Source organism: Citrobacter sp. Marseille-Q3906, assembly GCF_916618775.1.
Lineage (GTDB): Bacteria > Pseudomonadota > Gammaproteobacteria > Enterobacterales > Enterobacteriaceae > Citrobacter > Citrobacter murliniae.
Map to the genome: position 1 here is coordinate 2,403,829 of NZ_CAKAKA010000002.1, position 22,428 is coordinate 2,426,256.

Here is a 22,428-nt window from a genome sequence, read left to right on the forward strand (position 1 = left end):
GGTGCAATAATGTGAATTACAGCACATATTGTTACAGTTTTATGACAAATGTTCATAAAGACGCACGGAATCACGTTTCATTTTCGAATTATGAGCGATTATGCGCGAAATCAAACAATCCATGTTTTTTATGTGGCTAAATGATAAAAAACGAACTGTGAGGAAAAACAATGAAAACTCGCGACTCGCAAACAAGTGACGTGATTATCATTGGTGGAGGAGCAACAGGTGCAGGGATCGCACGCGACTGTGCCCTGCGCGGCTTGCGCGTCATCTTAGTAGAGCGCCACGATATCGCTACGGGCGCAACGGGGCGTAACCATGGTCTGCTGCACAGCGGTGCGCGCTACGCCGTCACCGACGCTGAATCTGCTCGCGAATGCATCAGCGAAAACCAAATTCTGAAACGTATCGCCCGCCATTGCGTCGAGCCGACGGACGGTCTGTTTATTACGCTGCCGGAGGATGAACTCTCCTTCCAGGCCACCTTTATTCGCGCCTGTGAAGAAGCGGGCATCCGCGCAGAAGCGATAGACCCGCAGCAGGCGCGCATTATCGAACCGGCGGTAAACCCGCAACTGATTGGCGCAGTAAAAGTCCCGGACGGTACCGTGGATCCCTTCCGTTTAACCGCAGCCAATATGCTGGACGCACGCGAGCACGGAGCCGTTATCTTAACGGCCCATGAAGTGACCGGACTGATTCGTGAAGGAGCGACCGTCTGCGGCGTGAACGTACGTAACCATCTTACGGGTGAGATGCAATCCCTGCATGCACCGGTAGTGGTGAATGCCGCCGGGATCTGGGGTCAGCGTATTGCGGAATATGCCGATCTGAGCATTCGCATGTTCCCGGCGAAAGGTTCGCTGCTGATCATGGATCATCGCATTAACCAGCATGTCATCAACCGCTGTCGTAAGCCGTCCGACGCCGATATTCTGGTGCCTGGCGATACCATCTCGCTGATCGGTACGACCTCACAACACATTGATTACGACGATATCGACAGCAACCGTGTCACCGCAGAAGAGGTGGATATTCTGTTGCGTGAAGGCGAGAAGCTGGCACCGATTATGGCGAAAACGCGCATTTTACGCGCTTACTCCGGCGTGCGTCCTCTGGTTGCCAGTGATGATGACCCTAGCGGTCGCAACGTCAGCCGCGGCATTGTGCTGTTCGATCACGCCGAACGCGACGGGCTGGATGGGTTTATCACTATCACTGGCGGGAAGCTTATGACCTACCGCCTGATGGCGGAATGGGCGACCGACGCAGTATGTCGCAAACTGGGTAATTCCCGCCCTTGTACCACGGCGGATACCGCACTGCCTGGGTCGCAGGAATCTACCGAGCACACGCTAAAACGCGTCATCTCTTTGCCAGCACCACTTCGTGGCTCAGCGGTATACCGTCACGGCGATCGCACTCCAGCCTGGCTTAGCGAAGGTCGTCAGCACCGCAGTCTGGTCTGTGAATGCGAAGCGGTCACGGCGGGAGAAGTGCAATATGCCGTCGAGAATTTAACCGTTAACAGCCTGCTGGATTTACGTCGCCGCACCCGCGTCGGCATGGGGACATGCCAGGGTGAACTGTGTGCCTGCCGTGCCGCAGGTTTGCTGCAACGTTTTAATGTCACCACCGCGGCGCAATCCATCACTCAGCTATCCGAGTTCCTCAATGAGCGCTGGAAAGGCGTGCAACCTATCGCCTGGGGGGATGCGTTGCGCGAAAGCGAATTCACGCGCTGGGTTTATCAGGGATTGTGCGGTCTGGAAAAGGAGCACCAGGATGAAATTTGATACCGTCATTATCGGCGGCGGCCTCGCCGGACTGCTGTGCGGCCTGCAACTGCAAAAAAACGGTTTACGCTGCACGATTGTCACTCGCGGCCAAAGCGCGCTGCATTTTTCCTCCGGTTCACTGGATTTGCTCAGCACTCTGCCGGATGGTCAACCGGTCACTAACATTGAGACAGGGCTGAACGCGTTGTGCACTCAGGCTCCTGCGCATCCTTATAGCATTATCGGAACACAAAATGTGCTGGAACTGGCACAACAGGCACAGACTTTGCTGGAAGGATCCGGAGCACGTTTGCAGGGGGACGTTCACCAGGCGCATCAGCGTGTAACACCGCTGGGGACCCTACGTTCAACCTGGTTAAGCTCGCCGGAAGTCCCGGTCTGGCCACTGTCAGCTCAGCGCATCTGCGTGGTGGGCATTAGCGGTCTGCTGGATTTTCAGGCACATCTCGCTGCCGCCTCATTACAGCAGCGCAACCTCAGCGTCGAAACGGCTGAAATCGATCTGCCGGAACTGGATGTTCTGCGCGACAACCCAACCGAGTTTCGCGCCGTTAACATCGCACGCCTGCTGGATAACGAAGACAAATGGCCGCTGCTTTACGACGCGCTGCTGCCGATAGCAAAAACCTGCGACATGATCATTATGCCAGCCTGCTTCGGACTGGCTGACTCCCGGCTCTGGCAATGGCTCAACGATCGTCTCCCCTGTTCGCTTAATTTACTGCCAACCCTGCCGCCTTCAGTCCTGGGCATGCGTCTGCATAATCAGTTGCAGCGCCAGTTTGTACGCCAGGGTGGGATCTGGATGCCTGGCGATGAAGTGAAAAAAATCACCTGCCAGGACGGGTTGGTGAGCGAAATATGGACCCGCAACCATGCTGATATTCCATTGCGTCCACGCTTCGCTGTACTCGCCAGCGGCAGTTTCTTTAGCAGCGGGCTGGTCGCCACTCGCGAGGCCATTCACGAACCGATTATGGGGCTGGATGTCCAGCAAACCGCGACCCGAGCAGAGTGGTATCAGCGTGATGTATTCGATCCACAACCGTGGCAACAGTTCGGCGTGACAACGGATGACGCACTGCGCCCTGCTCTTGCGGGAAAAACAGTAGAGAACATGTTTGCCATCGGTTCTGTACTTGGCGGATTTGACCCTATCGCACAGGGTTGTGGAGGCGGCGTATGCGCAGTTAGCGCCTTGCATGCCGCACATCATATTGCGAAACGTGCAGGAGGCCTGCAATGAGCGACACACGTTTTGAAAGCTGTATCAAATGCACAGTGTGCACCACCGCCTGCCCGGTCAGTCGTGTAAACCCGAGCTATCCTGGCCCCAAACAGGCTGGTCCGGACGGTGAACGTCTGCGTCTGAAAGATGGTGCGTTATATGACGATGCACTGAAATATTGCATCAACTGCAAACGCTGCGAAGTCGCCTGCCCCTCAGATGTGAAAATTGGCGATATTATCCAGCGTGCGCGCGCCAAATACGACACGACGCGCCCGTCACTCCGTAACTTTGTCTTAAGCCATACCGATTTGATGGGCAGTGTTTCCACGCCGTTTGCGCCGATAGTCAACACCGCCACGTCGTTGAAACCGGTACGCCAGCTTCTTGATTACGCACTAAAAATCGATCACCGTCGTACGCTGCCGAAGTACTCCTTTGGTACATTCCGCCGCTGGTATCGCAGCGTTGCTGCCCAGCAGGCACAGTATCAGGATCAGGTCGCCTTTTTCCACGGCTGCTTTGTGAACTACAACCATCCCCAGCTCGGCAAAGATCTGATTAAAGTGCTGAACGCGATGGGTACCGGCGTACAACTGCTGAGTAAAGAGAAGTGCTGCGGTGTTCCGCTGATCGCCAATGGTTTTACCGATAAAGCACGTAAACAAGCGGTAAGTAATGTGGCCTCACTCAGAGAAGCCATTGACGGGAAAGGCATTCCGGTGATTGCCACCTCTTCAACCTGTACCTTTGCGCTGCGCGATGAATACCCGGAAGTGCTGGATGTCGACAACTCAGGCCTGCGCGAACATATTGAGCTGGCCACCCGTTGGCTGTGGCGCAAACTGGATGAAGGCAAAACGCTGCCGTTGAAAACGCTGCCGCTGAAAGTGGTCTATCACACTCCCTGCCATATGGAGAAAATGGGCTGGACGCTCTACACGCTGGAGCTGCTACGACAAATTCCGGGGCTTGAACTGACAGTGCTGGATTCTCAGTGCTGCGGGATCGCTGGAACTTACGGCTTCAAAAAAGAAAACTATCCGACATCACAGTCTATTGGCGCCCCCCTGTTCCGCCAGATCGAAGAAAGCGGTGCGGATATCGTCGTTACCGACTGCGAAACCTGTAAATGGCAGATTGAGATGTCTACAAGTAAGCGCTGTGAACATCCGATCACTCTGCTTGCCAAAGCATTGGGTTAACGCTGCTCGCTGCTGCCCGATGGTATTCCACCATCGGGCAAGCAAGTATCAATAACTGCTTTTGAGCTTTTGCACAGCCTTGTCAGATTTAAACATCGCCAACCTGCGATCCAGCGCTTCACTATAGAGCATCGTGTCCACCCCTACGGCAACAAAGTTCGCCCCCCACTGCAGACATTTTTGCGCCATCGCCGGATCGACAGCGAGAAATCCCGCTGCTTTTCCGGCTGCACGAATGCGACGGATGCTCTCTTCAATAATTCGCTGTACCTCAGGGTGCCCGGCGTTATCCGGATAACCTAAAGACGCAGAGAGATCTGCCGGACCGATGAAAACACCATCGATACCTTCCACATCCAGGATCGCATCCAGATTATCCAGCGCCGTTTTACTTTCGACCTGCACCAACAGACAGAGCGACTCATTAGCCTGCGCCATGTAATTATCAATACGTCCCCAACGCGCTGCACGGGCCACGCTGGCCCCAACTCCACGCTCTCCCACCGGAGGATAACGCGTCGCGGAAACCACCTGACGAGCCTGTTCTGCGCTGTCCACCATCGGGATCAGCAGCGTCTGCGCACCGATATCCAGTACCTGCTTAATCAACGCCTTGCTGCCTTCAATCGGACGAATCACTGGCTGACTGGCATAGGGCGCAATAGCCTGAAGCTGGTGATAGAGGTCCTGTACCGTGTTCGGCGCATGCTCACCATCAATGAGCAACCAGTCATAACCCGATGTTGCTGCAATTTCCGCCATATAGGAGGTGGTCGAACTGAGCCACAAACCAATCTGGACTTCCCCTTTGCGCAGCGCTTCTTTAAAAGGGTTTGATAACAATGCGTTCATAACGATCCTTACAACGTAGATAAGATTAATGATGCACCGCGCCCATTTGCGAAGCAGGACGGCTGACTTTCAGGGTGAAGATAATGACTGAACCAATAACTGCGACACATGCCAGGGTCAGAAGCCCTGCTGCATCACTGGCAAAAACGGTTTCAGCTTTAACCCGCAAGATGGGAGCCAGAAATCCCCCCACCGCGCCAAACAGGTTTACAAAGCCAATACCCGCAGCCAGCGCGGTACCAGAGAGCAATTGAGTCGGCATTGTCCAGAACACAGGCTGGACGGCAATAAAGCCCGCGGCCGCCACACATAAGGCCAGAATAGCCAGCACCGGAGACACCAGACCGGAAACGCCAATCCCGATCCCGGCGGCTAACAACGTCAGGGCCGCCACATTGCGCCGGTCACCGGTACGATCGGAGTAGCGCGGGATGAGCCAGGTACCGAACAGGGCAACCACCCACGGAATGGCCGTCACCACGGACGCAGTAAAGCCAACTTTGGTTCCCAATAGTGCCGCAACCTGGGTGGGCAGGAAGAAGATCAATCCATAGACCGCTACCTGAATCGTCAGATAAATAATTGCCAGTTGCCAGACACGCCCATTGCGCAAAGCATCTGACAGTTTTGAGGTGACCTTTTTCTCTTCTTCGCTCGCCAGTTGGCTGATGAGAACGGCTTTCTCTTCCGCATTAAGAAAGCGCGCCTCCTGTGGTGTGTCGTCCAGCCAGAAGAAGGTGAAAACGCCTGCACCAACTGCCAGCAAACCTTCGATAACGAACATCCAGAACCATCCCGGATGCCCCATAAAACCGTGCATTTCTAACAGCGCGCCGGAAAGCGGCGATCCCAGAGTTAACGCCAGCGGTGCCCCCATGTAAAACAGCCCCATAATGCTGGCGCGGTTACGCTGCGGAAACCATTGCGACGTCAGGTAGATCATGCCGGGGAAGAAACCGGCTTCCGCCGCCCCCAACAAGGTACGGATAATCAGGAACTTTGCTTCGGTATCCGCCCACGCCATCGCCGCAGAGAGAAATCCCCACAGCAGCGTGGTGGTGCCAATCCAGCTTCTGGCGCCAAATTTACGCATCAGCAGGTTGGCTGGTACGCCCAGGAACGCGTATACCACAAAGAAAATTCCCGCCCCTAGTGCATAGGCTTCATTACTCAGCCCGGTATCAATCTGATACGTCTCTTTGGCAAAACCAATGTTTGAGCGATCCAGAAATGCCAGCACATACAGCGCCAACATAAAGGGAATCAAACGCGCACGGTTTTTCTTCACTACACCGTCAAGTAAAGTGGTTGTCATCACAAGATCCTCAAAGAAATGAGGGCGTTGCCGTGGATAAGGCAACGCACTGGTCATTAGTGGCTGTAGGGGCGCTTCAGATTGCAGTCACGGTTAAGCTCGACGCCAAAGCCAGGCTTATCAAGTACCGACTTATGGATCCGTCCGTTCACCGGCACTGGCTCATCCAGCAGGATAGGGTCGAACTGCGGACGCATCGTTGAACAATCCGGGCTGGTCATCAGGAACTCACTAAACGGGGTATTCGTGAAAGTGATAACCGCATGGTGCGAATAGACCGATGAGCCGTGCGGCACCACCAGTTGTCCACGCGATTTGGCAATTGCGGCAATTTCCACCAGCGTGGTTAATCCACCACACCAGCCGACATCAGGCTGCATGATATCAATGCCGGTTTCAGACAGCGTACGGAAGGACTGCAGCGTGCCGTGGTGTTCACCGCTGGTCACCATCATGCCTGCCGGTGCATTGCGCTTCAGCTCACGATAACCTTCATATTGCTGTGGCGGCAGACACTCTTCGATCCATTTCAGGTTATGCGGCGCACAGGCATGCGCCAGTTTGGTGGCATAGTTCACGTCCTGGCTCATCCAGCAGTCGAGCATCAGCCAGAAATCCGGGCCACATTTCTCACGCATATCGGCCACCATCGCGGCATCTTTGCGAACACCCGCGTCCCCATCGTGCGGCCCCCAATGGGTCGGCATTTTTCCACCGATAAAGCCCAACTCTTTTGCCAGATCTGGACGTGCCCCAGTGGCATAGAACTGAATTTCATCACGAACCGCGCCACCCAGCAGTTTGTAGACCGGTAATCCCACGACCTTGCCAAACAGATCCCAAAGCGCGAGATCCACGCAAGAGATGGTGTTCATCACCAGACCGCCAGAGCCAGAATAATACATTGTGGCACCAAGCATCTGATCGTGAATGAGTTTAATATCACTGACGCATTTGCCTTCGATAAAGCGATTAAGATGCTTTTCGACAATAAAGCAGCCCATCTCTCCAGCCGTCGAGACTGCAAACCCCGTCTGACCGTTTTCTGCCTCCACTTCGACAATCAACGTCCCCAGCACGTTTATGCCGAAAGACTGGCGCGACTGTTCATACTCACGGTATTTGCTCATTGGCGTAGCAATGTGATCGTCAATCCAGTGATGAGCGCCCTGGTCATGATAATCACCACCGCCCGCCCCTTTCTCCGCCGTAGCACCGCCGGTAAACCAGGCACGAACATGTTTAATTTTTGGTAGGGTCATGATGTTCTCCATTATTATGATGCGAGTGAATCGAAGGGACTTTTCCAGCCCAACAGACGTGAAATATCTTTGGCGCAGGCAATTGCCTTCCCGGCCAGGTAATCACGATTCTCTTCGTTGATTTGTAAACGAGTGCCAACCACTGAAATCGCGGCAGTCAGCGTATTACTGGCATTAAAAACGGGAGCGGCAACACAGCGAACATCCGGGTAATCCTCGCCATTATCAAAACTCCATCCACGCTGGCGAATGCGCTCCAGTTCATCATTCAGTTGCTGAGGATCAGCAATTGTGGTCGGCGTCGCCTTCTCCCATACCAACTGGTCAATAATGGTTTTGCGTACTGCAGCAGGCTGCCAGGCCAGCAAACATTTGCCGATGCCAGAGCGATACAGAGAAAGACTTTTTCCCTCATGAGAACGCACGCTGATGGTGGACGAGGATTCCACTTTCAGAATGTAATACGCGCTTTCGTGGTCGATGAGCCCCAGATGACAAAGCAGATCGGTTTCATCCATAAGCTGTGTCAAGCGCGGACGCGCCAGCTCACGCAGATCCATTTTGCTCAACGCATGCCCCGAGAGTTCAACCAGTTTGGTCCACAGGCAGTAGTTCTCCTGATGATCAATACTGAGAAAGCGCTGACGCTTCAGTTCGTTTAACAACAAATAAGCGGTGCTTTTCGGAATACCCAACGTATCCACAATCGTTGCGGCGCTGCACGGGCCGATACGCGCAATAAGATTGAGAATTTCTATCGCTCTGGTAAGCGCGGGGACTTTGCTTGATTCCAACATACTGGACTCCGGTCTGAGATACTGGAATCAGTGTGTTCGGTCAACAGGGTTAAAATTGTGAAGCACATCAAATCCCGCCTTTCTTCCAGCAGGCTGGAAAGATTACGTATAAAAATGTGAACCACAGCACGGATTTTTCCACAGGGAGTACAACAGGTTGGACAATAATGCAGGAGAAATTGCCGAATGGCGGGGGAACGTCTACTCACACACATAAGCAGACGTTCACTTAAAGCCCGATAAGCGCAGCGCTACCGGGCAATTTACAGGCTAGATCGTCAGCGACTCAACCACTTCAATCCAGCCGTGTTCGCTGGCAAGATCCTGCCCGTTTAGCCAGCGACGCAGCATATTTAGCGCCATCATCGCGCAGACTTCCTGACGAACCGGCAAGCTATAGCGATTCGCATTCAGTCGCACGCGCAAGGCATATGTACCATCGGGCGTTGCCAGGGCAAAGTTAATATGTTCGTTTTCGAAACCCGATACCGCCAACGCCAGCTCAGCATAATGGTTGCCGCGTCGTTCAGTTATCCAGTGCGCCGTTTGCGCCAGCGTTTCTTCCTGAGAAGGGACCACCTCGCTGGCCAGCAGTGGGGCGTTAGCACGGGAAAGTTGCAGAGCAACCAGACCACTGGTGAACTGTTCGCTCAACGTCAGGCTGTACTGGCGATCCTGTAACTTACGGGCGATTTGCGCGGGTAATCCTTCCGTCCCCTCAAAAATCATGTTCTGTCCGGCGACCCGTTTAACTTCCGGCCACAGCGCCATCATCGCTTCACGTTGGGAATCCGGCCCGGTGAGTTTCAACTCGATAATTGGCATGGATGAGCGATACCCCATTGTCACCCCTGCCGGTAGTGACAGAGAATCCAGGCTCTGTGCCAGATCGCTTTCAGAGCGGCCAAAGGTGGTTAATCGCAGACATAGAGGGGGCTGAGAGAGCGAGAAACGCTCACGCAAGCGCGGCAGGATCTCATGCTCGATCATGACTTTAAATTCTGACGGCACGCCCGGCGTAAAGAACATCAGGCAGCGGTTTAGCTTAACGGCAAAGCCACATGCAGTGCCCACCGGATTATTAATAAACTCCGCGCTGGCAGGAAGCTCGGCCTGTTTGTGATTGCTCGGCGCCATCACGCGGCCGCGCTCGCGGAAAAAGCTCTCCATCTGGGCCAGCCATGGCTCATGCAGCACCAGTCCCTCACCTTTTGCCGTTGCCGCTGCCAGTGCACTCAAATCATCGCTGGTTGGCCCTAAGCCGCCATTGACGATCAACACATCGGCGTGTTCACTACGCTCACGCAAGATAGCGACCAAATCGTCAAGATTGTCGCCTACCGTGTTACGGCGCGTTAACGGTAATCCCTGATTAAAGAAAAAATCGGCCAGCCAGGCAGCGTTGGTGTCGACGATCTGCCCGTGCAACACTTCATCCCCGGTGGATAGCATCTCCACATTTAACATTGTGTTCTCCTGCTTTTGTAATAGAAACACTATAACGCAATGCAGGGGGAACATGGAGAAGGAAGAGGAGTAAAACAGGCGCAGCAGAACGCCGCGCCAGGAAGATTAGAAGCTGGCGCTAACCCCAACGTACGGGCCGTCAGCAATCGCGTTATCACGGTTGCCATCTTTACCGGCCAGATTCAGGTAGCGATAACCCGCTTCAATGCTCAGTGGACGCATAATCGTCAGGCGCGCACCGGCATTCGCTTCTTCAAAGCTGTCGATACCGCTGGAGAGCGAGTCCGGAGAGTAATAGTATTCGCCAAACAGACGGAGGCTGTCGCCAATCGGCCACTGCAGACCACCACCAACAGCCGCCGCATAACCTTCATCACCATCCTTCGGATTGGTGTAAATACCTTTGCCGCCAACAGTAGCCAACAGCGGTCCAAGCGGGATATTCAGACCAAGACCCAGACCAGCCGCGTCGCCATCGTCATCATTGTGCATCCAGTTGCCGCTTACCGCTAATCCGGTTGACTCGGTGCCAAAGCCGACGCCAATGTTGGTGTAATCTTCACCAGCCTGACCATTGATGCTGATGGCATTAGCCGATGCGGAAACAAACAGCATTCCGGCAAGTCCTAACAGTACGCTTTTTTTCATTTTTACCCTTTCCAGCAAGCAAGTAATTAATGTGCCCCAAAACCGCAGGATTGTACTGCCAACAGCAAAGGAATCAATGAGCTAAAAAAGCGATCTAATAACATATTGTAACGAAATACTACCCGAAACCGTTTCAATAAGTGACGATGGAATTGACAATAATCACTTTAACCAACGCGTCAGCTCCCGTATTCTTTTGCCTCATCTCTGTACATAAGGAACATAACCGTGCGTCAAAGGACAATTGTTTGCCCATTAATTCAAAATGAAGGCTGTTATTTGCTGTGTAAAATGGCCAACGATCGCGGTGTTTTTCCCGGTCAGTGGGCGTTATCGGGCGGTGGCGTGGAACCTGGCGAACGTATCGAAGAAGCCCTGCGACGGGAAGTAAGGGAAGAGTTAGGCGAGCAGCTTGTGTTGACCGATATCACCCCCTGGACCTTCAGCGATGATATCCGCACCAAAACGTATGCTGACGGCAGGCAGGAAGAGATTTACATGATTTATCTGATCTTCGACTGCATTTCTGCCAATCGCGAAGTGAACATTAATGAAGAGTTTCAGGATTTCGCCTGGGTAAAACCAGAAGATCTTGAACATTACGACTTAAACATCGCCACCCGAAAGACATTAACATTAAAAGGATTACTGTAAGTACAACGCTGCTTCTTAGAATCACCTCGCTGACTTAATATCTTTATGCACCAGCCCTTCGGGGCTGAGCAAACAAAATGTTTAATATCAATTAAATAACAATTAATCTCTTCTGCATCGCCCTCTTTTCTCCACCTTAAATCCTTAAGGATAAATTAACCTTCGATCATTAACCTTTGTAGCCTGATGAAATAATTAACGCGCGCTTGTTTGTCATAAAAATAAACCTACGACTGCGTTTAATGGCTTGAAGGAATAATGATGTCTGACTTTTTGCCCTTCTCTCGCCCGGCAATGGGTACTGAAGAACTTACCGCAGTTAAGGCGGTTCTGGATTCAGGATGGATTACCACCGGCCCTAAAAACCATGAGCTGGAGGAGGCGTTCTGTCGGCTTACGGGAAACCAACATGCGGTTGCCGTCTGCTCTGCCACCGCAGGTATGCACGTCACGCTGATGGCGTTGGGTGTGGGTGAAGGCGATGAAGTCATCACGCCTTCAATGACGTGGGTTTCTACGCTCAACATGATTGTCCTGCTGGGAGCCACGCCGGTCATGATCGATGTCGACCGCGATACGCTGATGGTAACACCGGAGCAAATTGAAGCCGCTATTACGCCACGAACCAAAGCTATTATACCGGTGCATTACGCAGGTGCTCCCGCCGATCTTGACGCGATTTACGCTATCGGCGAGCGCTATGGGATCCCGGTGATAGAAGACGCAGCCCATGCCGTGGGAACGTTATATAAAGGTCGTCATGTTGGTGCTCGCGGCACGGCAATCTTCTCCTTTCACGCCATCAAAAATATTACCTGTGCGGAAGGCGGGCTGGTTGTTACTGACGACAAACAGCTGGCTCAACGGTTACGCAGCCTGAAATTTCACGGCCTGGGAGTGGATGCGTATGACCGACAAACCTACGGCCGAGCCCCGCAGGCAGAAGTTCTCACGCCGGGATACAAATACAACCTCACCGACATCAATGCTGCTATCGCCCTGGCGCAACTGGGCAAACTGGCGCAACTGAACGCGCGCCGCGCGGAAATTGCCCAACAGTACCAACAAGCGCTGGCTGATTCGCCTTTTCAGCCGCTGAACCTGCCGCGGTGGTCGCATGTACACGCCTGGCACCTGTTTATTATTCGTGTCGATGAAGCACGCTGCGGTATAAGCAGAGATGCGTTAATGGAAGCGCTTAAAGCCAGAGGTATTGGTACCGGCCTGCATTTTCGCGCCGCACACACGCAAAAATATTATCGCGAACGTTTCACTACCCTTTCGCTTCCTGATACGGAATGGAATAGCGCGCACATCTGTTCGCTGCCGTTATTCCCTGACATGACCGCCGATGATACCCGGCGCGTGATTACAGCACTTCGCCAGATAGCAGGACAATAATCATGTTTGAAGCCACGCCGATTAAGAAAGTCTCGGTGGTTATTCCCGTGTTTAACGAACAGGAAAGCCTGCCAGAGTTAATTAAACGTACCTGCGCCGCCTGCGAAAAGCTGGGAAAAGAATACGAAATTCTGCTGATCGATGACGGCAGCAGCGATAATTCCGCTCAACTGATGATGGAGGCTTCTCATGCGCAGAACAGCCATATTGTCTCTATTCTGCTCAACCGAAACTACGGGCAACACTCGGCAATTATGGCCGGTTTTAGCCACGTTACCGGCGACTTGATTATCACGCTGGATGCCGATTTACAAAACCCTCCGGAGGAGATCCCCCGGCTGGTTGCCACAGCTGATGAAGGTTTCGATGTCGTCGGAACGGTGCGCCAGAACAGGCAAGACAGTGTGTTTCGTAAGACCGCCTCCCGGATGATCAACCATCTGATTCAGCGAACCACCGGAAAAGCGATGGGAGATTACGGCTGCATGCTGCGTGCTTATCGCCGTCACATCGTTGATGCCATGCTGCATTGCCAGGAACGCAGCACCTTCATTCCGATTCTGGCCAACATCTTTGCCCGGCGCGCAACGGAAATTCCGGTGCATCACGCGGAACGTGAATTTGGCGATTCTAAGTACAGCTTCATGCGCCTGATTAACCTGATGTATGACCTGGTGACCTGCCTGACAACCACACCACTGCGTATGTTGAGTCTGCTGGGCAGCGTGATTGCCGCCACGGGTTTCACTCTGTCCGTCCTGCTGGTCATTCTTCGCCTGACGCTAGGCCCACAGTGGGCTGCGGAAGGGGTATTCATGCTGTTTGCCGTACTGTTCACGTTTATCGGCGCACAGTTTATAGGCATGGGATTACTCGGCGAATATATCGGTCGCATCTATAACGATGTCCGTGCCCGCCCCCGTTATTTTGTTCAACACGTTATTCGTCCACAAACCACGCACTCAACCGAGGAACACCACGCATGAAAGCCGTCGTATTTGCTTATCACGATATGGGATGTCAGGGAATTCAAGCCTTGTTGGATGCAGGTTATGAAATCGCAGCTATTTTTACCCACGCCGATAACCCTGCTGAGAAAGCATTTTTCGGTTCGGTTTCCCGGCTGGCGGCCAGCGCAGGCATACCGGTTTACGCCCCTGACGAGGTCAATCATCCGCTATGGATTGAACGAATTAGCCAGCTCGCGCCAGATGTTATCTTCTCGTTCTACTATCGTCATTTACTGAGCGATGACATTCTGAATCTTGCGCCTGTGGGTGCCTTTAACCTGCACGGCTCGCTGCTGCCCAAGTATCGTGGCCGCGCACCGCTGAACTGGGTTTTGGTCAACGGAGAAACAGAAACGGGCGTGACGCTTCATCGCATGGTAAAACGCGCGGATGCGGGCGCTATTATTGCTCAACAACGTGTTGCCATTTCCCCCGACGACGTAGCCTTAACGCTGCATCATAAACTGTGCCAGACTGCCCGGCAGGTTCTCGAACAGGCGCTGCCGGCTATCAAAACGGGTGACTTTCAGGAACGCCCTCAGCAGGAAACAGAAGCCACCTGCTTTGGTCGACGGACACCGGACGACAGCTTCCTCGACTGGCGTAAACCTGCAGCGCAGTTACATAACATGGTACGTGCCGTATCCGATCCCTGGCCGGGCGCATTCAGCTACGTGGGAACACAAAAATTCACTGTCTGGTCATCACGACTGTCTGCTCATCGCGCTGTAGCCCAGCCAGGGACCGTGCTTTCAGTGTCACCATTACTGATTGCCTGTGCTGATGGGGCGCTCGAAATCATCACCGGGCAAGCTGGCGATGGTATCACTATGCAGGGATCGCAGTTGGCGCAAGTGCTGGGTCTGGTTGCGGGGTCTCATCTGAACAGCCAGCCGCTTTCCACCCGCAAACGTCGTACTCGTGTTTTGATCCTCGGCGTTAATGGTTTCATTGGTAATCATCTGACAGAACGCCTGCTGCGCGAAGATAACTATGAAGTCTATGGGCTCGATATTGGCAGCGATGCGATTGGGCGTTTTCTGCAACACCCGCGGTTCCATTTTGTGGAAGGCGATATCAGTATTCATTCCGAATGGATTGAATATCATGTGAAAAAATGCGACGTCGTGCTGCCGCTGGTGGCGATTGCCACGCCGATTGAATACACCCGTAATCCGCTGCGCGTCTTCGAACTTGATTTTGAAGAGAACCTGAGGATCATTCGCTACTGCGTGAAATATCAAAAGCGCATCATTTTCCCCTCCACCTCAGAAGTTTACGGGATGTGTAGCGATAAGGTCTTTGATGAAGACAGCTCAAACCTTACCGTTGGCCCGGTCAATAAACCACGCTGGATCTACTCAGTGTCCAAACAGCTTCTGGATCGCGTCATTTGGGCGTATGGCGAAAAAGAGGGATTACGCTTCACGCTGTTCCGTCCGTTTAACTGGATGGGACCACGTCTGGACAGCCTCAACGCTGCACGTATCGGTAGCTCACGCGCCATTACTCAGCTGATCCTGAATCTGGTGGAAGGGTCACCGATTAAGCTGATTGAAGGCGGTAAACAGAAGCGCTGCTTTACTGATATTCGCGATGGTATCGAAGCTCTGTTCCGTATCATTGAAAACGACGGCGGACGCTGCGACGGCGAGATTATCAATATTGGTAATCCGGATAATGAAGCCAGTATTCAGGAACTGGCGGAAATGCTGCTGGCCTGCTTCGAAAGACATCCGTTGCGCCAACACTTTCCACCATTTGCCGGTTTTCGTGACGTCGAAAGCAGCAGCTACTATGGTAAAGGTTATCAGGACGTTGAACACCGGAAACCCAATATTCGCAATGCCAAGCGCTGCCTGAACTGGGAGCCCTCCATCGAAATGCTGGAGACTGTGGAAGAAACCCTGGATTTCTTCTTGCGCAGTGTGGATATCACGGAACAGAGATCATGAAACAGGTAGGCTTGCGTATTGATGTCGATACCTTCAGGGGGACGCGCGAAGGCGTACCCCGCCTGCTGGAGACATTGAACCGACATAACATTCGGGCAAGTTTTTTCTTCAGCGTTGGGCCTGACAACATGGGACGCCATCTCTGGCGTATGGTAAAGCCGCAGTTTCTATGGAAGATGCTGCGCTCAAACGCTGCCTCCCTCTACGGATGGGATATTTTGCTGGCAGGTACCGCGTGGCCTGGAAAAGAGATCGGCCAGGCCAATGCGGCAATTATTCAGCAAACGGCTCTGGTTCACGAAACCGGGTTACATGCCTGGGATCACCACGCCTGGCAGGCTCGCAGCGGGAACTGGAATGACAAACAGCTGATCGATGATATTTCCCAGGGTATCACCGCTCTCGAAGCCATTACCGGACAGCCTGTCACCTGTTCTGCCGTTGCCGGCTGGCGTGCCGATGCACGCGTTGTCCACGCAAAAGAAGCGTTCAAGCTACGTTATAACAGCGACTGTCGGGGAACATCGTTATTCCGCCCGGTGCTTGAGACAGGCAAAACAGGCACGCCGCAAATTCCCGTTACCTTACCGACATGGGATGAAGTGGTTGGCGGGGAAGTGCAAGCTGTCGATTTCAATTCCTGGATCCTCTCCCACATGCTGATGAACAGAGGAACATCTGTGTACACAATTCATGCGGAAGTCGAAGGTATCGCATTTCATCAGGATTTTAACACTCTACTGATTCGCGCAATTGATGCGGGGATTACGTTTTGTCCACTTGGCGATCTGCTGCCGGACGACATTAACACGTTGCCATCAGGACAAATCATACGTGGCAAAATACCCGGCAGAGAGGGATGGCTCGGCTGCCAGCAACCAGTGAGCGCGACATGATGAGATCCATACGCAACATAATGGCATTTATCGCCTTTATTGCGCTGTATTACGTTTTACCCATCAATAGCCGCATGCTCTGGCAGCCTGACGAGACGCGCTATGCTGAAATCAGTCGGGAAATGCTGAACGCGGGCGACTGGATAGTCCCGCACTTTTTAGGGCTACGCTATTTTGAAAAACCCATTGCCGGATACTGGCTAAACAGCATCGGGCAATGGCTCTTTGGTGCCACCAACTTTGGCGTCAGGGCAGGTGCAATTTTTGCTACACTGCTGACCGCACTGCTGGTAGCCGGATTTGCAATGCGGTTATGGCAGGATAAACGCGCAGCCTTACTCTCTTCAGTCATTTTCTTAACGTTTTTCTCCGTTTACAGCATCGGAACCTACGCGGTTCTTGATCCTATCATCGCACTCTGGCTGATGGCGGGCATGTTCTGTTTTTGGGAAGGCATGCAGGCCACCAGTAAAAAACGCAAAATCATCGCTTTTTTACTGCTAGGGTTAACCTGCGGTATGGGAGTAATGACCAAAGGTTTTCTCGCGCTGGCCGTCCCGGTACTCAGCGTACTGCCATGGGTCTGGGTGCAAAAACGCTGGAAAACATTTTTTATCTACGGCTGGCTGGCAATTTTAGGCTGTATAGCGATTGTTCTGCCGTGGGCGATGGCCATTGCACAACGCGAACCTGACTTCTGGCATTACTTTTTCTGGGTCGAACATATTCAGCGGTTTGCGCAGGTGGATGCCCAGCATAAAGCGCCGTTCTGGTATTACCTGCCTGTGTTTATCGCAGGCTGCCTGCCCTGGCTTGGCCTGCTGCCTGGCGCACTGCGTACGGGCTGGCGTGAACGTGATTTTCCGCGCAGTGCCTTGTACCTGCTGAGCTGGATAATCATGCCGATACTGTTTTTCAGTATCGCCAAAGGAAAATTGCCGACCTATATTCTTTCCTGCTTCGCACCGCTTGCGATCCTCACTGCGCGTTTCGGCCTGCAGGCAGCACAAAAGGGTTCCATTGCTTTACGTGTTAATGGCTGGATTAACATCCTGTTTGGCGTGCTCGGCATTGTCGCAACTTTTATCGCGTCCACGTTGGGGCCGTTAAAGTCGCCTGTCTGGACGCATATTGAAACCTATAAGGTTTTTTGTGTGTGGGGCATTTTTATTAGCTGGACTTTTTTTGGCTGGTATACGCTGAACAGTACCGAGAAAAACTGGAAATTCGCAGCGCTTTGTCCACTGGGACTGGCGCTGTTGTTTGGCTTTTCAATACCCGATCGGGTCATGGAATCTAAGCAGCCTCAGTTTTTTGTTGAGATGACCAAAGAGTCGCTGGAGTCGAGTCGTTATATTCTCTCCGATAACGTAGGTGTCGCTGCGGGCCTGGCCTGGAGTCTGAAACGCGACGACATCATCATGTACGGACAAGCGGGCGAGTTAAAATACGGACTCAACTATCCGGATGCCAGAGGCCGCTTTGTCAGCCGGGATGACTTTGCAAACTGGTTAGCACAACATCGTCAGGAAGGAAACATTACCCTCGTGTTGTCAATTTCGAAAGGTGAAGATATTAATCAACTTGCCATTCCGCCTGCTGACTATATCGATAATCAGGGACGCCTGGTTTTGATTCAGTATCGACCAAAATGATCTGGATAATCCTGGTTCTTGCCAGCCTGCTCAGCGTCTGCGGACAACTATGCCAGAAGCAGGCCACTCGCCCGGTACCCGTCCACGCGCGAAAACGTCATATTATGCGGTGGGTTGTCCTGGCTCTGGCCTGTCTGGGTCTGGCTATGCTGCTCTGGATGGCAGTATTGCAGAACATTCCCGTCGGCATCGCCTATCCGATGCTGAGTCTCAACTTTGTATGGGTCACACTGGCTGCATGGAAAATCTGGCGCGAACCTGTCACAAGGCGTCACTGGCTGGGGGTTGGGCTGCTCATCACCGGCATCTTTATTCTTGGGAGCGCGGTGTAATGGGCATATTTTGGGGTTTGTGCAGCGTTTTCATTACTTCTGCCGCTCAACTAAGTCTGGGTTATGCGATGGATAGTCTGCCGCCGATACAATATCCGCAGGCGTTTATATCCGCTTTATTGTCCACCAGCATCGGGGCGCTAGCCCTGTATGCCGGTCTGTTGGGGTATTTACTGTCAGTTATCTGCTGGCATAAAGCCCTGCACCAGCTGGCTCTGAGCAAAGCATATGCCCTGCTCAGCCTCAGCTATGTGCTGGTATGGGTAGCATCGATGATTTTACCCGGCTGGCAGGGGACTTTCTCATTGAAGGCGTTTGCTGGAGTGTTGTGCATCATGGCAGGGCTAATGATGATTTTTCTGCCTTCTCCCGGACAGGCTTCCTGAGGTTATTTGCCCTCAGACAGATGCAACAGACGCTGCCAGTCGTCACAGTGGTATTGTCTGGCATCTATTATTTTAATCACCCGTGATGTATCACGATTAATACAATACAAAGCATCTTTCAGCGGTGAAAGAAGATCGCCGACATTAACCCGCTCAGAGGTTTGCGCCTCAGCCAGCATCTTCAGTGAGCCGCCGCTATCGCAAATTACGATATAAATTTTCCCTGTCTTTTTGAGACAGCAAGACTTCTTCACATGCCATTCCATAGCGCACCTGTTTGTTAATAAATATCATAACAAGTTACACTTTAGCAGATAAACAAAACAACAATGGGTATGGAATGGCAAAATGAGATGTAAAATGAATGCGGCCTTAATCTTTATCGTTGGCACGAACCCAGTCAAGCAACGCACGGCGAGAAACTTTAATACCACCGGTTTTCAGCTCTGGCGGTAATGTCAGCCAACGCACCGGCTGCTGAAAACGCGCCAACTTATCGTTAACCCATTCGGCAAGGTCAATTTTTCCAGCGTCAGCGTCATATTCAACGACTGCTACCGGACGATGCCCAAACTCTCTGTCTTCCAGCGGAACAACAAAGGCTTGCAGAACCTGCGGATGCGACGTAATCACGCGCTCCACCTCTTCCGGCTGGATACCTTCCCCACCGCTAAAGAACAGATTATCCAGGCGGCCGACAATGGTTAACTTACCGTCATTTAATACCCCACGGTCGCGGGTGGCAAACCAGCCTTCAGCATTAACCAGTGGGTTAAGTTTCCCGTTACGCCAGTACCCTTGTGCCATACTGGCGGCTCGCAGCCAGACTTCATCATTAACAATTCTGACTTCTCTGCCCGGCAAAGGGGAGCCTACATCGCCCAGACCATCCGCTTCTTTTGCGCAAACCGTAGAGGCAAATTCCGTCAGCCCGTAACCGCACCAACAACGAATCCCGTGCTCGCGCGCCTGTTCAGTCAGTTCAACGGGGATTGCCGCACCTCCCAGCAATACGGCTTTCAGCGTTACCGGTGTTTTATTCACCAGCAAACGCCAGAGCTGTGTGGGCACGAGCGAAGCATGGGTACAGCCAATCAACATCTGTTCCAGCGGCTGCTTGTCACGCACGGTTATTCGCGCGCCCGCAAACAGCCAGCGCCACAGAATACCCTGACCAGATACATGAAATAACGGCAGTGAGAGCAGCCAGTCATCTTTTGTACCAAACGGGATAAGCGACAGCACGCCCTGTGCGCTAGCCAGATGAGCCTCGCAGGTATGGACAGCCGCCTTAGGTAACCCGGTTGAACCGGAGGTTAACGTCATCGAGCTCAAACGCTGGGGCAGCCAGGCGACAGCATACTCGCCAGACTGTTCGCGCATTCGCAGTGGCGTCAGCGCTGAAAATGTATCGTCGCCTTCCAGATTCAGCGCAAAATACAGCGTTAAATCAGGTACCAATGTCTCCAGCAATGACCGAGGCAGTTGTGGATTCACAGGTAAAACCCGGGCTCCGCACTGCAACAATGCCAGCCAGGCCATCAGAGTCCGGGGATGATTCCAGGCTCGCAACAGTACGCCATCGCCCTCTTCCACGCCCTGAGCGGCAAACCCTGTAGCCAGAGCGTCTACCCGGGTGCAGAGATCTCGCCAGCTTAGCACCTCATCATTGAGGCGTAAGGCTGGCGCATCTCCCCGAACCTGCCGCCAGTGACGCCACGGCCAGTCAGGGAAGCTCATAACAGCCGTTCCAAAGAATCAACGTCGACACACGGCAACATGCTGCCCGGCCAGCTGCGTACCTGCTGGCATTGCATCAGACTAAGCGTATCCAGACCAGGAATGGTCTGTGGCGTCAGCCAGGCGGCAATCCGGGCCAGTTGAGTTAAACCCAGGCTCGACTCAATAGACGAACTGATTACTGCCGTAAGCCCCAGCGCGTGCGCCGCCTCAACCTGTTCGCGAACCTTATCCAGACTGCCGGTGAGCATTGGTTTGATGACAACCGCACTCACACCCTCTTCAGCTATAAAGGTAAAGTCTGCTTCACGCAGGCTTTCATCCCAGGCGATGCTAATCCCGGTTTCGCGAGCAAACGCGCGCGAATCGTCGCGGGTTTTACACGGCTCTTCGAGAAAAGCAATGCGCGCGCGATACTCCGGATTAACATATTTCGCGAACTGCTGCGCTTTAAGCGGCGTCCAGGCACGGTTAGCATCAAGACGCAGATGTAACGTGGGGATCGCCTCAAGCAACAGGTTGACGACCATGCCGTCGCGTACCGCTTCATACAGACCGACTTTCACCTTCGCGACCTTCTCGCCCGGCATGTCTGCCAGCTGCAAAACCAGATCATCAGGATCGCCCGTACACAACGGCGCAGCGCGATAGTCCGCCGCATCAGGCAATGCCCCCTCAAGTTCAGCCAGCGCACAGCTTGCGCCAAAGGCCACTGAAGGCATCGACGGTAAGGTTGAATCCCCCTGTAACCAGCCGTTTACCCAGCTCAGCAGCGCAGTTTGCGCCTCTTCCCAGGTTTCCTGGCTGAAGCCCGGCAGTGGGGAGATCTCTCCCCACCCTTCGTGCTCGCCGTCACGAAGACAAACGTACAGCCCGTCACGCGTTTTTAACCGCCTGTCGCGCAGAATCACCCCCGCGTCCATGGGGATCTGCCAGCGGTATACCTGCGCGCTACGCATTACGGATTCCGTTTGAATTTGCTGAAGTCAGGCTGACGTTTCTGGTTAAAGGCGTTACGGCCTTCCTGTCCTTCTTCCGTCATGTAGAACAGCATGGTGGCGTTACCAGCCAGTTCCTGCAGACCCGCCTGACCATCACAATCAGCGTTCAGCGCAGCTTTCAGGCAACGCAGCGCCATCGGGCTGTTTTGCAGCATTTCACGACACCAGCGTACGGTCTCTTTTTCCAGATCCGCCAGCGGAACCACGGTATTGACCAGGCCCATATCCAGCGCCTGTTTTGCATCGTACTGACGGCACAGGAACCAGATTTCACGCGCTTTTTTCTGGCCGACAATGCGCGCCATGTAAGAGGCACCCCAACCACCGTCGAATGAACCGACTTTTGGTCCAGTCTGACCGAAGATGGCGTTTTCTGCTGCAATAGTCAGGTCACACATCATGTGCAGCACGTGACCACCGCCAATGGAATAACCCGCAACCATCGCCACAACAGGCTTCGGACAGGTACGAATCTGACGCTGGAAGTCCAGCACGTTCAGGTGATGCACTCCGGAGTCATCCTGGTATCCGCCGTAGTCACCGCGCACTTTCTGATCGCCGCCCGCGCAGAACGCTTTGTCGCCAGCACCCGTCAGGATAATCACGCCAATGTTATCGTCATAACGTGCATCCGCCAGCGCCTGAATCATCTCTTTAACGGTAACAGGGCGAAATGCGTTGCGTACCTGCGGACGATTAATGGTGATTTTTGCGATACCGTCGGTGGATTTTTCGTAGCGAATGTCGGTGTAGCCTTCAGAGCAATCGAGCCATTCTACCGGTGCGTAAAGCATTGTTTCATCAGGATAGATCATAAAATGT

At 53.2% G+C, this 22,428-nt stretch carries 21 protein-coding genes; 11 read left to right on the forward strand and 10 right to left on the reverse strand.

Going from position 1 to position 22,428, the window contains the following annotated elements; genetic code table 11:
- Positions 1-170: 170 nt before the first annotated feature.
- The 3 genes from glpA to glpC are packed head-to-tail and all read left to right on the forward strand — an operon-like array spanning position 171 to position 4,235.
- Positions 171-1,799 carry an anaerobic glycerol-3-phosphate dehydrogenase subunit A gene (glpA, locus tag LG384_RS15725; RefSeq protein WP_045445479.1) on the forward strand — a complete coding sequence of 543 codons (1,629 nt, stop codon included), beginning with the start codon at positions 171-173 and terminating at the stop codon, positions 1,797-1,799.
- The gene (gene glpB, locus LG384_RS15730; RefSeq protein ID WP_225761206.1) at positions 1,789-3,048 is read left to right on the forward strand and encodes a glycerol-3-phosphate dehydrogenase subunit GlpB; all 1,260 of its coding nucleotides are present in this window, start codon (positions 1,789-1,791) and stop codon (positions 3,046-3,048) included. Before glpA ends, glpB begins: the two co-directional genes overlap by 11 nt.
- Positions 3,045-4,235 (forward strand): anaerobic glycerol-3-phosphate dehydrogenase subunit GlpC, encoded by a 1,191-nt coding sequence (glpC, locus tag LG384_RS15735; RefSeq protein ID WP_003834686.1) that lies wholly within the window; start codon positions 3,045-3,047, stop codon positions 4,233-4,235. The genes glpB and glpC overlap by 4 nt, the downstream gene beginning before the upstream one ends.
- Positions 4,236-4,283: 48 nt before the next feature.
- Here the strand turns inward: glpC and yfaU are convergent, their stop codons facing one another.
- The 6 genes from yfaU to LG384_RS15765 all read right to left on the reverse strand — a co-directional run bounded on the left by yfaU (position 4,284) and on the right by LG384_RS15765 (position 10,576).
- Positions 4,284-5,087, reverse strand: coding sequence for a 2-keto-3-deoxy-L-rhamnonate aldolase (gene yfaU, locus LG384_RS15740; protein ID WP_200010178.1), 804 nt, complete (start codon positions 5,085-5,087; stop codon positions 4,284-4,286).
- Between the two features lie 25 nt (positions 5,088-5,112).
- Entirely contained in the window at positions 5,113-6,402 is a 1,290-nt protein-coding gene (locus LG384_RS15745) for an MFS transporter (RefSeq protein WP_045445490.1), read from the reverse strand.
- Positions 6,403-6,458: 56 nt separating this feature from the next.
- Positions 6,459-7,664 carry an L-rhamnonate dehydratase gene (gene rhmD, locus LG384_RS15750; RefSeq protein ID WP_200010180.1) on the reverse strand — a complete coding sequence of 402 codons (1,206 nt, stop codon included), beginning with the start codon at positions 7,662-7,664 and terminating at the stop codon, positions 6,459-6,461.
- A gap of 14 nt (positions 7,665-7,678) precedes the next feature.
- Positions 7,679-8,461, reverse strand: a complete 783-nt coding sequence (locus tag LG384_RS15755; RefSeq protein WP_045445492.1) for an IclR family transcriptional regulator — start codon at positions 8,459-8,461, stop codon at positions 7,679-7,681.
- 270 nt (positions 8,462-8,731) lie between these two features.
- Complete coding sequence (locus LG384_RS15760; protein WP_225761207.1) at positions 8,732-9,928, reverse strand: nicotinamide mononucleotide deamidase-related protein YfaY; 1,197 nt, start codon at positions 9,926-9,928, stop codon at positions 8,732-8,734.
- Between the two features lie 105 nt (positions 9,929-10,033).
- Positions 10,034-10,576, reverse strand: a complete 543-nt coding sequence (locus LG384_RS15765) for a YfaZ family outer membrane protein (RefSeq protein WP_045445497.1) — start codon at positions 10,574-10,576, stop codon at positions 10,034-10,036.
- A 228-nt stretch (positions 10,577-10,804) separates the two neighbouring features.
- Here LG384_RS15765 and nudI point away from each other — a divergent pair, with 228 nt between their 5' ends.
- The 8 genes from nudI (at position 10,805) to arnF (ending at position 18,865) form a co-directional block, all read left to right on the forward strand.
- The gene (nudI, locus tag LG384_RS15770; protein WP_225761208.1) at positions 10,805-11,230 is read left to right on the forward strand and encodes a nucleoside triphosphatase NudI; all 426 of its coding nucleotides are present in this window, start codon (positions 10,805-10,807) and stop codon (positions 11,228-11,230) included.
- Positions 11,231-11,491: 261 nt separating this feature from the next.
- Positions 11,492-12,631, forward strand: coding sequence for a UDP-4-amino-4-deoxy-L-arabinose aminotransferase (gene arnB / locus LG384_RS15775; RefSeq protein WP_225761209.1), 1,140 nt, complete (start codon positions 11,492-11,494; stop codon positions 12,629-12,631).
- 2 nt (positions 12,632-12,633) lie between these two features.
- Positions 12,634-13,617 carry an undecaprenyl-phosphate 4-deoxy-4-formamido-L-arabinose transferase gene (gene arnC, locus LG384_RS15780; protein ID WP_200010183.1) on the forward strand — a complete coding sequence of 328 codons (984 nt, stop codon included), beginning with the start codon at positions 12,634-12,636 and terminating at the stop codon, positions 13,615-13,617.
- Positions 13,614-15,596 carry a bifunctional UDP-4-amino-4-deoxy-L-arabinose formyltransferase/UDP-glucuronic acid oxidase ArnA gene (arnA, locus tag LG384_RS15785; protein ID WP_225761210.1) on the forward strand — a complete coding sequence of 661 codons (1,983 nt, stop codon included), beginning with the start codon at positions 13,614-13,616 and terminating at the stop codon, positions 15,594-15,596. The genes arnC and arnA overlap by 4 nt, the downstream gene beginning before the upstream one ends.
- Complete coding sequence (arnD, locus tag LG384_RS15790) at positions 15,593-16,492, forward strand: 4-deoxy-4-formamido-L-arabinose-phosphoundecaprenol deformylase (protein ID WP_225761211.1); 900 nt, start codon at positions 15,593-15,595, stop codon at positions 16,490-16,492. Before arnA ends, arnD begins: the two co-directional genes overlap by 4 nt.
- Positions 16,489-18,147, forward strand: a complete 1,659-nt coding sequence (arnT, locus tag LG384_RS15795; RefSeq protein ID WP_225761212.1) for a lipid IV(A) 4-amino-4-deoxy-L-arabinosyltransferase — start codon at positions 16,489-16,491, stop codon at positions 18,145-18,147. Before arnD ends, arnT begins: the two co-directional genes overlap by 4 nt.
- The gene (gene arnE, locus LG384_RS15800) at positions 18,144-18,479 is read left to right on the forward strand and encodes a 4-amino-4-deoxy-L-arabinose-phosphoundecaprenol flippase subunit ArnE (RefSeq protein ID WP_225761213.1); all 336 of its coding nucleotides are present in this window, start codon (positions 18,144-18,146) and stop codon (positions 18,477-18,479) included. The genes arnT and arnE overlap by 4 nt, the downstream gene beginning before the upstream one ends.
- Positions 18,479-18,865 carry a 4-amino-4-deoxy-L-arabinose-phosphoundecaprenol flippase subunit ArnF gene (gene arnF, locus LG384_RS15805; protein ID WP_045445515.1) on the forward strand — a complete coding sequence of 129 codons (387 nt, stop codon included), beginning with the start codon at positions 18,479-18,481 and terminating at the stop codon, positions 18,863-18,865. Before arnE ends, arnF begins: the two co-directional genes overlap by 1 nt.
- Positions 18,866-18,867: 2 nt before the next feature.
- Here the strand turns inward: arnF and pmrD are convergent, their stop codons facing one another.
- The 4 genes from pmrD to menB form a co-directional block, all read right to left on the reverse strand.
- A complete protein-coding gene (gene pmrD / locus LG384_RS15810) occupies positions 18,868-19,131 on the reverse strand; it encodes a signal transduction protein PmrD (RefSeq protein WP_045445519.1) in 264 nt (87 codons plus the stop codon).
- A gap of 106 nt (positions 19,132-19,237) precedes the next feature.
- The gene (menE, locus tag LG384_RS15815; protein ID WP_225761214.1) at positions 19,238-20,605 is read right to left on the reverse strand and encodes an o-succinylbenzoate--CoA ligase; all 1,368 of its coding nucleotides are present in this window, start codon (positions 20,603-20,605) and stop codon (positions 19,238-19,240) included.
- Positions 20,602-21,564, reverse strand: a complete 963-nt coding sequence (gene menC / locus LG384_RS15820) for an o-succinylbenzoate synthase (RefSeq protein ID WP_200010196.1) — start codon at positions 21,562-21,564, stop codon at positions 20,602-20,604. The genes menE and menC overlap by 4 nt, the downstream gene beginning before the upstream one ends.
- A complete protein-coding gene (menB, locus tag LG384_RS15825; protein ID WP_045445537.1) occupies positions 21,564-22,421 on the reverse strand; it encodes a 1,4-dihydroxy-2-naphthoyl-CoA synthase in 858 nt (285 codons plus the stop codon). The genes menC and menB overlap by 1 nt, the downstream gene beginning before the upstream one ends.
- Positions 22,422-22,428 lie beyond the last annotated feature (7 nt).

Bases quoted from the DNA above. Each gene is read 5' to 3' on its own strand.
- glpA (WP_045445479.1), top strand. From the start codon at position 171: ATGAAAACTCGCGACTCGCAAACAAGTGACGTGATTATCATTGGTGGA.
- glpB (WP_225761206.1), top strand. From the start codon at position 1,789: ATGAAATTTGATACCGTCATTATCGGCGGCGGCCTCGCCGGACTGCTG.
- glpC (WP_003834686.1), top strand. From the start codon at position 3,045: ATGAGCGACACACGTTTTGAAAGCTGTATCAAATGCACAGTGTGCACC.
- yfaU (WP_200010178.1), bottom strand. From the start codon at position 5,087: ATGAACGCATTGTTATCAAACCCTTTTAAAGAAGCGCTGCGCAAAGGG.
- LG384_RS15745 (WP_045445490.1), bottom strand. From the start codon at position 6,402: ATGACAACCACTTTACTTGACGGTGTAGTGAAGAAAAACCGTGCGCGT.
- rhmD (WP_200010180.1), bottom strand. From the start codon at position 7,664: ATGACCCTACCAAAAATTAAACATGTTCGTGCCTGGTTTACCGGCGGT.
- LG384_RS15755 (WP_045445492.1), bottom strand. From the start codon at position 8,461: ATGTTGGAATCAAGCAAAGTCCCCGCGCTTACCAGAGCGATAGAAATT.
- LG384_RS15760 (WP_225761207.1), bottom strand. From the start codon at position 9,928: ATGTTAAATGTGGAGATGCTATCCACCGGGGATGAAGTGTTGCACGGG.
- LG384_RS15765 (WP_045445497.1), bottom strand. From the start codon at position 10,576: ATGAAAAAAAGCGTACTGTTAGGACTTGCCGGAATGCTGTTTGTTTCC.
- arnB (WP_225761209.1), top strand. From the start codon at position 11,492: ATGTCTGACTTTTTGCCCTTCTCTCGCCCGGCAATGGGTACTGAAGAA.
- arnC (WP_200010183.1), top strand. From the start codon at position 12,634: ATGTTTGAAGCCACGCCGATTAAGAAAGTCTCGGTGGTTATTCCCGTG.
- arnA (WP_225761210.1), top strand. From the start codon at position 13,614: ATGAAAGCCGTCGTATTTGCTTATCACGATATGGGATGTCAGGGAATT.
- arnD (WP_225761211.1), top strand. From the start codon at position 15,593: ATGAAACAGGTAGGCTTGCGTATTGATGTCGATACCTTCAGGGGGACG.
- arnT (WP_225761212.1), top strand. From the start codon at position 16,489: ATGATGAGATCCATACGCAACATAATGGCATTTATCGCCTTTATTGCG.
- arnE (WP_225761213.1), top strand. From the start codon at position 18,144: ATGATCTGGATAATCCTGGTTCTTGCCAGCCTGCTCAGCGTCTGCGGA.
- arnF (WP_045445515.1), top strand. From the start codon at position 18,479: ATGGGCATATTTTGGGGTTTGTGCAGCGTTTTCATTACTTCTGCCGCT.
- pmrD (WP_045445519.1), bottom strand. From the start codon at position 19,131: ATGGAATGGCATGTGAAGAAGTCTTGCTGTCTCAAAAAGACAGGGAAA.
- menE (WP_225761214.1), bottom strand. From the start codon at position 20,605: ATGAGCTTCCCTGACTGGCCGTGGCGTCACTGGCGGCAGGTTCGGGGA.
- menC (WP_200010196.1), bottom strand. From the start codon at position 21,564: ATGCGTAGCGCGCAGGTATACCGCTGGCAGATCCCCATGGACGCGGGG.
- menB (WP_045445537.1), bottom strand. From the start codon at position 22,421: ATGATCTATCCTGATGAAACAATGCTTTACGCACCGGTAGAATGGCTC.